Origin of the sequence: Roseobacter sp. GAI101 (assembly GCF_000156335.1) — a bacterium.
Taxonomy (GTDB): Bacteria; Pseudomonadota; Alphaproteobacteria; order Rhodobacterales; family Rhodobacteraceae; genus Sulfitobacter.
On record NZ_DS999214.1, the window covers coordinates 70,774 to 83,918 of the forward strand.

The 13,145-nt window shown below is 57.1% G+C and carries 11 protein-coding genes; 9 read left to right on the forward strand and 2 right to left on the reverse strand.

The features are described from left to right. Positions 1-181 precede the first annotated feature (181 nt). The 5 genes from RGAI101_RS18315 (at position 182) to RGAI101_RS18335 (ending at position 6,423) form a co-directional block, all read left to right on the forward strand. The gene (locus RGAI101_RS18315; protein ID WP_008229731.1) at positions 182-1,852 is read left to right on the forward strand and encodes an ABC transporter ATP-binding protein; all 1,671 of its coding nucleotides are present in this window, start codon (positions 182-184) and stop codon (positions 1,850-1,852) included. A gap of 27 nt (positions 1,853-1,879) precedes the next feature. Continuing rightward, positions 1,880-3,532, forward strand: coding sequence for a peptide ABC transporter substrate-binding protein (locus tag RGAI101_RS18320; protein WP_008229700.1), 1,653 nt, complete (start codon positions 1,880-1,882; stop codon positions 3,530-3,532). Between the two features lie 75 nt (positions 3,533-3,607). After that, positions 3,608-4,558 carry an ABC transporter permease gene (locus RGAI101_RS18325; RefSeq protein WP_008229732.1) on the forward strand — a complete coding sequence of 317 codons (951 nt, stop codon included), beginning with the start codon at positions 3,608-3,610 and terminating at the stop codon, positions 4,556-4,558. A gap of 28 nt (positions 4,559-4,586) precedes the next feature. Continuing rightward, positions 4,587-5,465 carry an ABC transporter permease gene (locus RGAI101_RS18330; RefSeq protein WP_008229712.1) on the forward strand — a complete coding sequence of 293 codons (879 nt, stop codon included), beginning with the start codon at positions 4,587-4,589 and terminating at the stop codon, positions 5,463-5,465. 28 nt (positions 5,466-5,493) lie between these two features. Continuing rightward, positions 5,494-6,423: a 2-hydroxyacid dehydrogenase gene (locus tag RGAI101_RS18335; protein WP_037230032.1), complete on the forward strand. Its 930-nt coding sequence runs from the start codon at positions 5,494-5,496 to the stop codon at positions 6,421-6,423. Positions 6,424-6,534: 111 nt separating this feature from the next. On the opposite strand, the gene RGAI101_RS18340 is transcribed toward RGAI101_RS18335, so the two are convergent. Beyond that, positions 6,535-7,644, reverse strand: a complete 1,110-nt coding sequence (locus RGAI101_RS18340) for an extracellular catalytic domain type 1 short-chain-length polyhydroxyalkanoate depolymerase (RefSeq protein WP_008229578.1) — start codon at positions 7,642-7,644, stop codon at positions 6,535-6,537. Positions 7,645-7,920: 276 nt separating this feature from the next. On the opposite strand from RGAI101_RS18340, the gene RGAI101_RS18345 reads away from it, so the two are divergent. Together RGAI101_RS18345 and RGAI101_RS18350 are read left to right on the forward strand one after the other, a co-directional pair. After that, positions 7,921-8,094, forward strand: a complete 174-nt coding sequence (locus RGAI101_RS18345; protein WP_008229517.1) for a CsbD family protein — start codon at positions 7,921-7,923, stop codon at positions 8,092-8,094. 522 nt (positions 8,095-8,616) lie between these two features. Next, positions 8,617-9,111, forward strand: a complete 495-nt coding sequence (locus RGAI101_RS18350) for a ferritin-like domain-containing protein (protein ID WP_008229864.1) — start codon at positions 8,617-8,619, stop codon at positions 9,109-9,111. A 419-nt stretch (positions 9,112-9,530) separates the two neighbouring features. Here the strand turns inward: RGAI101_RS18350 and RGAI101_RS18355 are convergent, their stop codons facing one another. Further along, positions 9,531-10,208: a TetR/AcrR family transcriptional regulator gene (locus tag RGAI101_RS18355; protein WP_008229588.1), complete on the reverse strand. Its 678-nt coding sequence runs from the start codon at positions 10,206-10,208 to the stop codon at positions 9,531-9,533. Between the two features lie 134 nt (positions 10,209-10,342). Here RGAI101_RS18355 and RGAI101_RS18360 point away from each other — a divergent pair, with 134 nt between their 5' ends. Both RGAI101_RS18360 and RGAI101_RS18365 read left to right on the forward strand, forming a co-directional pair. Further along, positions 10,343-11,521, forward strand: coding sequence for an HlyD family secretion protein (locus RGAI101_RS18360; protein ID WP_008229617.1), 1,179 nt, complete (start codon positions 10,343-10,345; stop codon positions 11,519-11,521). A 4-nt stretch (positions 11,522-11,525) separates the two neighbouring features. Continuing rightward, positions 11,526-13,133 (forward strand): DHA2 family efflux MFS transporter permease subunit, encoded by a 1,608-nt coding sequence (locus RGAI101_RS18365; RefSeq protein WP_008229685.1) that lies wholly within the window; start codon positions 11,526-11,528, stop codon positions 13,131-13,133. Positions 13,134-13,145: the final 12 nt, after the last annotated feature.

Sequence of the window (13,145 nt, forward strand, 5' to 3'; positions counted from 1 at the left end):
GTGACCGCTTATCGTTTAATAATGAAACACAAATTTGCCAAATTCAAGAAATCTTAGCAATTTGAGTAAATTTTCTTGTCATCATCGGCAAGTTATTTCAATATATTGCTAAACGCGTTCATTATTGAACCAATTTCTGTTCTGCCGATTTCAAAGCTGAACTCGCGCCAAGGGGGACGACGTGCAGGTGACACCGCGCTCTGAAAGTGAAATTCAAGTCGAAGAAACGATCCTGTCGGTTCGAAATCTGACGGTCGATCTTCCTCGCGGCATGGAGCGCAAACACGCGGTCAAGGACGTCTCTTTTGATCTGCCGCGCGGCAAGATTTTGTGTGTGATCGGCGAATCCGGATCGGGCAAATCCGTTACAGCCAATACGGTCATGGGGTTGTTGCCACCGGCGATCACGGTATCTGCCGGTCAAATCATTTTCCGGGGCGAGGATCTTTTGAAAGCCAGCAAGCAGGACTTGCGCAAGCTCAGGGGGCGGGTGGTGTCGATGATCTTTCAGGACCCCCTGTCGGCCCTGAACCCGCTGATGACCGTGGGAGATCAAGTGATCGAGGTGATGGCATCGCATGACGAAGGCACGCCGGCCTCACGCGCCGCCCGCGCGGTCGAACTGCTTGACGAAGTCGGCCTGCCAGAACCGCAAGAGATGATGCACCAATATCCGTTCCGGTTGTCCGGCGGCCAGCGCCAGCGTGTGATGATCGCAATGGCGCTGGCGCTGGAACCGGACATTCTGATTGCGGACGAACCGACGACCGCGCTTGATGTGACGACACAGGCGCAGATCCTGGACCTGATCCGCGACATACAGGTTCGCAAAGGAATGAGTGTGATGTTCATCACCCATGACTTCGGGGTCGTCAGCGAAATTGCCGACGAAGTTATCGTCATGGAAAAGGGTCTGATCGTTGAGCAAGCCAGTGCGGAGCAGGTCTTCAGCGCGCCCAAGCATCCTTACACGAAACGTCTGATCGCTGCGGTTCCCGGCCTCAAGGAAGATGACAGCGATGCCCACAAATCCCTGCCCGCGGCAGAGTTGGACGATATCGTCCTGTCGGTAGAGGGCCTGAACAAGACATATCGCAGCGGCGGTGGCTGGTTTAGCAAGGAACGTACCGTGGCAGCGGTGCAGAACGCGAGTTTTGTGCTGCGGCGGGGGAAAACCTTGGGCGTTGTTGGCGAAAGCGGGTCGGGCAAAACCTCGCTGGGGCGGCTTGTGATCAAGTTGATGGAAAGCGACAGCGGCAAGATGCTGTATCGCGGGACAGACATCGCCCCGCTGAAAGAAAGCGAATTTCGCCCCCTGCGCCCCAAAATCCAGATGATCTTTCAAGATCCGTTTGCGTCTTTGAACCCGCGGTCGACCATCGGCCACATCCTGACCGTCGGCCCCATTGCGCAAGGTATGAAACGCGAGGTTGCGCGCAGCAAAGCCCTGAGCATCCTTGAGCAGGTCGGGTTGGACGGCGGCACTTTCGGGCGGTATCCCCACGAATTTTCCGGCGGGCAGCGCCAGCGTATCGGAATTGCCCGCGCCTTGATGTTCGACCCTGATGTTCTGGTCGCGGATGAAGCGGTTTCGGCGCTTGATGTCTCAATTCAAGCGCAAATTCTGGAACTGCTTCAAGACATACAAGAGCAGACCCATGTGGCCCTGTTTTTCATCACCCATGATCTGCGTGTCGCCAGCCAAGTCTGTGATGAAATCCTGGTAATGCACAAAGGCAGGATCGTGGAGGCAGGCCCACCGTCACAAATTTTTCACGCCCCTCAAAATGCCTATACCCGCCAGCTTGTGTCGGCCATTCCCGGCGCAGAGCGTACCCCTCAAGCAACATGAATTGAAACAAAACTGGAGAAAATCAGCATGAATTTCACGAAACCCAGCCGACGCGATACGTTGAGAATGATGGGCCTTGCCGGGGCCGCAGGTGTTCTGGCACCCAATCTGTTGGTCAGCCCCGCGCTTGCCAATCCCCCCAGCACACCGACAGGGCAGATCGTGGTTGGGGTCAGCCAGGAACCGACCGTGTTCAACCCGCTGATGCCACGCATCGAAGTGGACGATGGCGTTCAGTTGTCCCTGTTTGACGCTCTGGTCCGCATCAGCCCTGACGGTGAATTCGTTCCTGCACTGGCGTCCGAAGTGCCCACAATCGACAATGGGGGCCTGTCCGAAGATGGCCTGACCTGGACGTTCAAGCTGCGCGATGACGTAAAGTGGCATGATGGCGAACCCTTCACCGCCGAAGATGTCAAATTCACGCTCGAACTGATCGTCGACCCAAACTTTCAAAGCTGGCGGACTACAGGACATTCTCTGATCCGCGACATCGAAGTCGTTTCCCCGACCGAAATCAAGTGGCGCATGGAGGAACCTTTCGCCCCCTATATGTCCATCTTGGTCGAAACCATGATGGTACCCAAGCATATTCTGGGACCATTGGAAGACCGCAACACGGCACCTTTCAATCAGGCACCTGTAGGGACCGGCGCGTTCAAGTGGGGCAGCCGTAAAGCTGGTGACAACCTCGAACTGGTTGCAAACGAAGAATACTTTGGCGAAGGCCCGTATATTGAACGGCTGATCTACAAATACATTCCTGACCTGACCGTTCTATACACCCAGTTCAAAAGCGGTGACATCGACATCATCAGCAACCAGTATATCTCGCCCGACAACTATGCCGAAGCGAAGGCCCTGACCGGCAAGGTTGTTGAAGTTGTGCCGTCGTCCACAGTTGAATCAGTATTTCTGAACATGGAAAAACCGCAGTTCCAGGATCCGGCGGTGCGCGAAGCCATTTATTCCGCAATCGATAAACAAACCATTATCGACGCGCTTTACTATGGCCTTCCCACCCCTGCGGAAAGCTATCTTCCGCAGCAGTCCTTCTATTACAATCCTGACCTGCCCAAGCACGCGTTCGACATCGAAAAGGCCAACACCCTTCTTGATGATGCAGGTTGGGTGCCGGGCGATGACGGTGTCCGCGCAAAGGATGGCGTGCGGTTGTCCTTCAGCAACTCCACCACGTCGGGAAACCACCTGCGCGAACAAACCCAGCAATTCATGCAGCAGACGCTCGGCCAGATCGGGATCGAGATGACGATCGAAAACCTGCCGCCCGCTGTCATGTGGGGTGAATACTGGTCCATGTCCAAGTTCGATTCCGTGATTGTCGGCATCGTATTCACGACAGGCGCGGATGCCGATGTCACGGTACGCTTCTCTTCGGACGCCATTCCGGCGCAAGGGGGACGCGGATCCAACACAGGGCAGTACAAAAACACCCAAGTGGACAAGCTTTTGCAAGAGGCGGGCCAAATCTTCGACCAGCAAAAGCGCAAGGACATCTATCGGGAGGTCCAAGAGATTGTCCGGGGCGACCTTCCGCTGTTGCCCTTGTTCCAATACGCGACCGTCCGCGGTCACAAGGAAGGTATCAAGGGCATTGAACCCAACATCAATACCCGCATCGATACCTGGAATGCCTCGCAGTATTACTGGGACAAATGATCGACATGCCGGGCGCAGAACACCGCGCCCGGCAGACCTTGCTACGGACCGCAGACGCGATTGACGGGAATAAAGATGGCCGGATTCTTACTTAGACGCCTCGGGCAAAGCATCGCCTTGCTGATCATCGTATCGATGATCGGTTTTGGCATATTGCATCTGACACCCGGTGGGCCTTTGTCGCAATATGCGTTGACGCCCGGGATGACCCAGGAAACCATGGACAGGATTGCCGAACAGATGGGGCTGAACCGGCCTTTGCCGATACAGTATCTTGACTGGGCCTGGCGCTTGCTTCAGGGCGACTGGGGCGTTTCCTACAGGGATCAGCAACCGGTTCTGTCTGTCATCGGCAGGCATATGTTCGCGACCTTCCTGCTGATGGCCAGTTCGACCGTGATCGCGATCGCCGTCGGGACATGGATCGGCATCAAGGGGGCGACCCATCGATATTCGCTTTTTGATTATACTGCCACGGTCGGCGCAATGGTGGCGCTTTCGATCCCAACGTTTTGGTTCGGCCTTGTCGGGATCTATATCTTTTCGCTCGAACTTGGCTGGCTGCCCGCCGGGAACATGTACACGATCGGCGACGGATCCGTGCTTGATTACCTGCATCACCTGATCTTGCCCAGCCTGGTTCTGGCCTTGGTCAACATAGCGATCTGGAGCCGCTACATGCGGACCGCGACGCTGGATGTCATCAACCAGGATTTTGTCAAAACTGCCCGCGCCAAGGGTGTAAGCGAGCGTCGCATCCTGATGAAGCATGTTGTGGGCAACGCCCTTTTGCCAATGATCACACTGGCTGGCATGCAACTGCCAAATCTGTTGAGCGGCGCGCTGATCACCGAAACAGTTTTCACCTGGCCCGGCATGGGGCGCCTGTTCCTGGATAGCCTTGGCTACAACGACTACCCCGTGGTGATGGGTCTATTGATGTTCTCGGCCATTCTGGTGCTGCTGGGGAACCTGATTGCGGACCTTGTCGCCGCCGCAATTGACCCCCGCATCCGCCTCGCCTAAGCCATGATACGCTGAAGGAAATGACCATATGACAGCTGCCTTGATCCAACAGAATTCCCACCACTGGTGGAACAGCCGCGGCATGAAGCGGTTTGCGCGCCACCGGCTGGCAATGATGGGCGTGTTCATGCTGCTTTTGCTGACGTCGGCCTGTATTTTCGGGCCCTATCTTTTGCGCTACGATAGCCTCTACATCGACCTACCCGCCCGGTTCTCGGCACCGTTCACGGGAGACCATTACCTTGGAACCGATCCGCTGGGACGCGACATTGCAGCCCGGTTGCTTATGGCCGGACGGATCTCGCTGTTGGTCGGTTTCTTTGCCATGGTGCTGTCGACAGCAATCGGAACGGTGATCGGGGTCGTCGCGGGGTATTACGGGGGTACCGTCAATTCACTTTTGATGCGTTTCGTCGATGCATTTCTCGCGTTTCCGTCCATCTTTCTGCTGCTGGCACTGGCGGCCTTCATCAATCCCAGCCCCGTGATGATCACGATCATCATCGCCGTCACCAGCTGGATGGAGATTGCACGCATCGTTGAAGCAGAAGTGAAGTCGCTGCGTGAACGCGATTTCGTTCTGGCGGGTCGCATGTTGGGCCTGAGCAACGTGCATATCATGTTCCGCGAACTGCTGCCCAACCTGATCGGCCCGATCATCGTCGCCGCGACCCTTACCGTCGCACGCGCCATCCTGCTCGAAGCTTACATCAGCTTCCTCGGATACGGCATCCAGCCGCCCTTGCCCAGTTGGGGCAATATGCTGAACGGTGCCCAGCAGTATCTGGCCACGGCCCCCTGGCTTGCCATCGTGCCGGGCATTGCCATCACCATGGCGGTAACCAGTTTCAATTTCATTGGTGACGGGTTGCGCGACGCCCTGGATGCACGCACGGACCCTGCTTGATGCCGCGCCAATCCCCAAGGGAGACTGCATGACTTTTCTTGCCAACATGGATCGCTCGCGTGCTGTCGCCGTCCGTGATCGTTTTGCTGAACTGCTTCCCGATCTTGATGTGGTCATCATGGGCGAAGAATTCGATCAGGCCGCCGTGCGCTATATGCTGACCTGGAATGTGCCGGAAGATATCAATGAAGGGTGGCCAGCGCTCGAGGTTATCTTCTCGCTTGGGGCGGGCGCGGACCAGTTTGATATGGCAAGCTTGCCGGAAGCCGTCCCGGTGGTGCGCCTTGTCGCCGAGGATCACGCTGCGATGATGCAAGAGTACGTTACCATGGCGGTTCTGGCGCTGCACCGGGATCTTCCCGGCTACATCGACCAGCAAAAGCGACAGGTCTGGAAACGCGTATCTGTCCCACCGCCCGCAGCCAAAAGGCGCGTGGGCGTTATGGGGCTGGGACATCTGGGGCGCAAGTCGCTCGATGCTCTTGCTCCGTTCGGCTTTTCCCTTTCAGGATGGGCACGTAGCCCCCACGAGATAGAGGGCGTCAGCACATTTCATGGCAGCGAAGGCCTTGGCCCCTTTCTTGCCCAGACCGATATTCTGGTTTGTCTCTTACCCCTGACCAACGCGACAAGGAATATCCTGAACAAGGAACTGTTCGACCAGTTGCCCGCCTCCGCTGCTCTTGTCCACGCTGGAAGAGGACAACAGCTGGACCATGACGCGTTGATCGCAGCACTTGAAACCGGACAGCTGCGGGGTGCCGTTATTGATGTGACCGACCCGGAGCCGCTTGGCAGCGAAAACCCGTTTTGGAGCGACCCTCGGATTATTCTAACGCCGCACATTGCCTGCATCACGCGGATAGAGGAATGCATTCCCGCCTTGTGCCAGAATATCCAAAGGCACCGCCGAGGTGAGCCCCTGAGTGATGTGGTTGATAAACTGCTTGGGTATTAGGATCCGCACTAGAACAACAGAAAAGTCATAAAAACCAGTTCGCCGCTGTTGCGCGCAAGATCACCGCCCAAGCGAAAGCCGGGCGGGACCGACGCAGGGCAAAACCTCGTTTCACAGACCAGCATAATTGCGACGTTTTTTCGTCGTTCTGTGTTTCAGAAAGAACTGAACCATCGCCCGCGAGGCGTCCGGGCCTTTCGGGTCGGTATAGCTTCCGTCGGCGTGGCCACCAGACCAGGCGTGGCCGGCCCCGTGGACAGTCCACTGCTCTACATAGGGGCGTCCTTTCCCGACCTGATGCACCGTCCGCATGTATTCTCGGCCACGAAGAGTGCGCCCGCACTTCTCAGACCTGTCCAGACGGTCAAAAGGCTCCAGCGCGCGAATGGCGATAAAGCGGCCGTTGCGCGGGTTGACCACCCTATCTGAACTGCCGTGGAATATAATCGTCGGGACCTTCACGGTATGACGCTGGCCGGGAACACCGCTTTGCATCGCTTTGGGCACTGACGCTGCATCATGGGCAGCGCCAACTGCAAGGCCGGAATGGGCACCTGCTGCCGCAAATATATCCGGATATTCAGTTGCCAAAATCAACCCTGCCGCCGCCCCCGCAGACAAACCCGCAACATAAACTTTAGCGGGGTCGATGCCTTGGCTGCCGATGATATGCCGTGTCATACCGGCAAGGAGGGCCGGCTCTCCAGCGCCCCGCGTCTGATCACCCCGTCTATACCAATTCCAACAGCGATAGTTATGCGCTTCGCGCGCCTGTCCCGGATAAAGAACCAGGAACCCGAATTCTTCTGCCAGCGCATTCATGCCTGTCCCACGGGCAAAATCTACTGGCGATTGCCCGCACCCATGGAGCATCACGATAAGAGGTCGCAAATCCGGTCCCGCCTGAACGCCAGCCGGCACATAAAGCTTATAGGATCGGGTGCCAAATTCGCTCTTGAATGTTTCGTTCCTGAATGTCGCGCCGCGTGGAACACTTAGCTTTGACTGCGCGGTCGTCGGAATTCTCGACTTGGAGGCGGTCTTACCCACGCTGCTTTTTCCCGAGACCTTGCGCGCGGCACCCTTGGCTTCCGGCGTTTTCCTCGCCCTAGCCTTGGCCGGTTCAAGCATCGCCCCCCACGCATCGGTCATTGCCGACACAGTGGCCCGCCGGATTTTTTTCGTTGCCTTCGATCGGGCGCGCTTGAACGGATCAAACATCTTTCCTCCAACTCGTTGGGGACTTCGGTGTGCAGAAAATATATCGAATTAGGGAAAGTGCCTGACGCAAGCTTGGTCTGACAGACGCCCCAAGAGTATAGCAGAACCTATGAACCTTGGGTGTTTGCTTCAACCCTTGGCACCCGTTTGCATTACAGCCATGCACAAAACGCCGTCGAGGCTGCGGAGCAGCAGCGGTTTCGCTAATGAAAACGGAACTCTGTCGGCTTTCGCAAGTTGATCCCCCACACCAGTCAATCAGTATTGGAGATCAAAATGGCGAACGAAGACCAAGTAAGAGGCAAAGCAAGAGACATCGGCGGAAAAGTCAAAGAGGAAGTCGGCGACGCAGTCGGTAACGACAAGATGAAGCGCGACGGTCAAGCTGATCAGGTCGAAGGCAAGGCCCAGAAAAAAGTCGGCGACGCAAAGGATCAGGTGTCGGAATAGGACCATTCGCTGTGTCGGTTGATCCCGGCAAAGATGTTCATTTCCACAGAAGATTAGCTATTAGGGAGCACTTTATGACTAAGCCTGACCAAGACGAGCAAAAAACGCAGCCACCGAAGAAACCCGATGAAAAGTTACACCGGCCGGCAGAAACGCTGGGTGAAGCGCCCGCGGGCGGTCCCAACGCCACAGAACGTTCCCGGTTGGCGGATTGATCATGGCGGAAAGCCCTAATCCCGCACCTACCGAAGTTCCGGCGCGCGAACCTAGAGAGGCTCCGGCCCCTACCCCGGATGAAACCCCCGCGACCACACCGGTCGAAAATCCGGTTCGTGAACCGAATGAAACACCACCGGGGGGACCAACGGAAATCCCCTCGACCTGAGAATCCGCAAGTTTCTAAACAGTTGTGGATTGCCTGACAGCAGCCTGAAGGGTCGGTCGTCCCGCAGCACGTGGCGGGAAACCGGCAAAGCGGGTCCTTTATACCAACGACATAACCAGTGAAAATGGAGTACCAAGATGACAATGAACACACTCAAAGACGTTTACCTCGACCAGTTGCAAGACCTTTGGAGCGCTAACAAACAGTCGCTTGAGGTCGTGAACGAACTGGGTCGCGCGGCATCCGACAAGGCGCTTTCAGAAGCGCTTATTGCAGGAGCAAACGGCATCAGCGAAGGCATGGAGAAAGTAGCCGAGCTATGCGCAAAGCATGACATCAAGCCGAATGGCGAGCACTGCAAGGGCATGGAAGGCCTTGTTAAAGAAGCCAAAGCCCACGTGCTGGACGCAGAATTTGGTGACGACGATGTTCGCGATGCAATGATCATCACGCAGTATCAACGCATGGTGCATTATGCGCTGGCGGGCTACGGATGCGTTGTGGCTTTCGCCAACCGTCTGGAAGAAGACGGGGACGGTGCCATTCTTCAGAAATGTCTAGACGACACCTATGACGGTGACCGTCGCATGACTGATATCGCATCAAACGGCATCAACGCTGCGGCAGTCTGACCGCAAAGATAACTTCAAAAACATCGGGCTGTCCCGCGCTGATTTCAGTGCGGGACAGTTTTCTCTTTGAAGGTAGAAATCCAACCCTGGCGCGCACTGACGACCGCGCATGGCAGTCCGGAAGCTATTGAATTGTCTAGTTTATACCGGGTTCAGGCATCCATGAATGCCTGAACTATGAGAGGATTAAGGCCGCTCAGTTATTCTTGTCAGGCTGTGACATCTGCGATGGCCTTGAAGCGCTTCACGAAATGTTTGCTGTAACCACCTTAAAACATTAAGGATTAAGACACCGCGACCCGCCGCACGGGCAGTCTGGACGTCAAGGCTGCTTTGGCCGCGCACATCCGAAATGCCAATACCCCCTTTTCCATTCACCTAGATATCTAACGACGTCACCCATTTTCATCCGCTAGCCTTTAGGTCTCCGGCTTCATGGCGCTTTTCACACCCCGCCCATAGCTTGCCATGAACACTGCCACCGCACTTTCGGCAGTGGCGCGGATCACCTCAGCTGTCGGGGGTGTTGGCGTCTTGCCGAACAAGCGCCGCCGCCAAAGCCCTGCCGAGGATAATTCGACCAGTTGATATGCCGCCAACGACGGGTCGGGGATGGATAACCTGCCCTCTGCGATCTCTCGCTCCAAGGTTTCAAGCAGAACAGCATGCCCGCGCTGTGCCCCCCCGTCGTAAAAGCTCGCGCCAAGGTCGGGCCGACGCTCTGCCATGCTGATGACAATCCGCTGCGCCTGAACCACCGGTTCCGAACAAACGATCTCCGCAAGCGCAACGGCAAAGTCCGTCAAACGCGCAGTCAGGCTACCCGGTCCACGCAAGGTCTGCTGCAAACCCTCAAACAGGCGTTCGCGCTCACCCTCTACCAGATGCGCGAACAGATCTTCTTTGTCCGAAAAATAGACATAAAGCGTGCTTTTGGACACGCCCGCCGCCCGGCAAATATCATTCACGCTTGCTGCATCAAAGCCCGACTGCAGGAAGACCTTTGCTGCGCCTTCCAGAATGGCAGCCCTTTTATCGGGGTTCTCGCCTGCTGCGTGGCGGGGGATACGGGTTCGGTGTTTTACAACTTTTGTCATGAGACCGATATAATCGAACCGTTCGGTTTAATAAAGCCTTGCCAATCGGCCCCGGCATCACTAAGTCGATTATCGAACCGATTGGTTCGATTTATTGAAACTGCAGCCCGTGTATCCAAAAAAGGACGAAATCCATGTCACGCCACGACCGCACCATGGCCGACACGACCCAGACGGTTGCCGATACCCCGCGGGAAGCAGACAAAGTTACCCCAGGAAAAAATCGCCGCAAGCGGGCAATTCTTGGCACCGTGGCGCTTTGCGCGCTGGTGGGCGCTGGAGTTCTCGCGCGGGACTATTGGACCGTCGGTCGCTTTATGATCGATACAAACGATGCCTATGTGACGGCCAATGTCACGCTGATCAGCAGCCGTGTGCAAGGCTATGTCGCCGACATGCCGGTGGCAGAAAACGCAGACGTCAAAGCTGGCGATGTGCTGGTGCGTCTCGATGACGGCGACTACCGGATCGCACTGGAAACGGCGCAAAGCCGCGTCGCGACGGCCGCCGACACCTTGGCGCGGATTGACGCCCAGATCGCCGCGGCCCAAGCGGGCGTTGCGCAAGCGCAGGCCATGGAGCAGATGGCGCAGGCCCATTTGAACGCAGCGCAAACCACGGCTGACCGGACCCAAAAGCTTGCCAGCAGCAAGGTCGCCGCGCAGGCGCAGGTCGACACCGCCATCGAGGACTTGCAAACCACCCAAGCCAGTGTTGCCAGCGCCAAGGCTGCCGTGCTGAATGCGCAGGCCCAAGTTGGCGTGCTGCGCGCGCAATACGCCGAAGCGAAAGGCGCACAACGTGAATTGGAACTGGCGGCCGATCAGGCACAACGCGATCTTGATCTGACAGTCTTGCGCGCCCCTGCCGATGGCACCTTGGCAAACCTGACACTCGAGGTCGGAGATCTGGTCAACCCCGGCACGCGTCTTGCAGCGCTTGTGCCGCTGAACGGTCTCTATGTCGAAGCCAATTTCAAGGAAACCCAGATGGACGGTGTCGCAGTCGGTGCCGAAGTGCACATGAGCTTTGACGCCGCCCCCGGCCAGGATTTCGAGGGCGAAGTCGCGTCGGTGTCCCCCGCGACCGGTTCGATTTTCTCATTGCTGCCGGCAGACAATGCCACCGGCAACTTTACCAAGGTCGTGCAGCGCGTGCCTGTGCGCATCGCGATCCCGCAAGACGCGCTTGACGCCGGATTTCTCCGCGCGGGCCTATCGGTGACGGTCGAGGTGGACAGCCGGACCGGCGGCACCCTTGCAACCACGGCTGCCGTTAAGCACACTGACGCCACCGGAACAGCGATCGAATAACACCATGTCCGATACCGCCCTTCCAGCACCCGGTCGGGGCGTTCCGATCAAGGCCATACCAAAACCCGAAACCGACGAGTTTGCGCTGACGCCACGCCGTATTGCCGCTTTCATGATCATGGTCTTCGGCATGTTCATGGCCATCCTCGACATTCAGATCGTCTCAGCCTCGCTGCCTGATATTCAGGCGGGCCTTGGGGCCAGCACGGACGAGATCAGCTGGGTCCAGACGTCCTATCTGATTGCAGAAGTCATCATGATCCCGCTGTCGGGATTTCTGGCACGAGTCATGTCGACGCGAATATTGTTCGCCGTGGCGGCCGCGGGTTTCACCGGGGCCAGCTTCATGTGCGCCACCTCGGGATCGATCAACGAGATGATACTTTGGCGGGCGCTTCAGGGGTTTCTTGGAGGGGGGATGATCCCGTCGGTGTTCGCCGCTGCCTTCACGATCTTTCCCCCGTCCAAGCGCAACATCGTTTCGCCGATCATCGGCTTGATTGCCACACTGGCCCCGACCGTGGGACCGACGATTGGCGGTTATCTGTCGGCAACGATGTCATGGCACTGGCTGTTTCTGGTGAACGTCATTCCCGGGATCGGCGTCGCCATCGGCGCGTGGGTGCTGATCGACTTCGACCGCCCGAACTGGAAGCTGTTCAACAAGTTCGACTGGTGGGGTCTTGCCGCGCTTGCCGCCTTTCTGGGCGGGCTGGAATATGTGCTCGAGGAAGGTCCGGCCAATGACTGGCTGGACGATGAGGCCGTCGCGATATTGGCCGTTTTCATGGTTGTCGGCGGCATCGTCACCTTTTGGCGCGCTTTCACCCGAGAAGAACCCATCGTGGATTTTTCAGCCTTTCGCAATACCAACTTTGCCGTGGGATCGCTGTTCAGTTTCACAATGGGGATCGGGCTTTATGGCCTGACATATCTTTATCCGCTCTATCTGACGTCGATCCGCGGATATGACAGCCTGATGATCGGGCAGACCGTTTTTGTATCCGGCCTTGCCATGTTTTTCAGCGCCCCCCTTGCAGGCATCCTGTCGTCAAAGATCGATCTGCGGCTGATGTTACTGATCGGCTTTCTGGGTTTTGCTACATCGACGTGGATGTTGACCGGCATGACCCCGGATTGGGATTTCAATGAACTGTTCTGGCCGCAAGTTCTGCGCGGCATGTCACTGATGCTGTGCATGGTGCCCATCAACAACCTCGCGCTTGGGACCTTGCCGCGTGACAAGATGAAGGGGGCGTCGGGCCTTTACAACCTCATGCGCAACTTGGGCGGCGCGGTCGGTCTGGCGGTGATCAACACTTTGCTTAGCGATCGCCGGGCCTTGCATTACGAGCGGCTGTCCGAGGCATTGAACTGGGCAAATGACGCAGCGGTCGAACAGTTGAATGCGATGGCCGCAAATCTGACGGCACGCGGGCTGGACGGCGAAACAGGCGCGCTGATGCAGATGGCAGGCCGGTTGCGCGGGCAAGCGGCGGTAATGTCCTTTATCGACGTCTTCGTGTTGATCACCCTGCTTTTTGCGGGTCTCGCATTCTGTGCCGTCCTGATGAAGACCCCGCCAAAGGGGGCGGCCGTCAGCGCCCATTAAACAAGGTTCGGG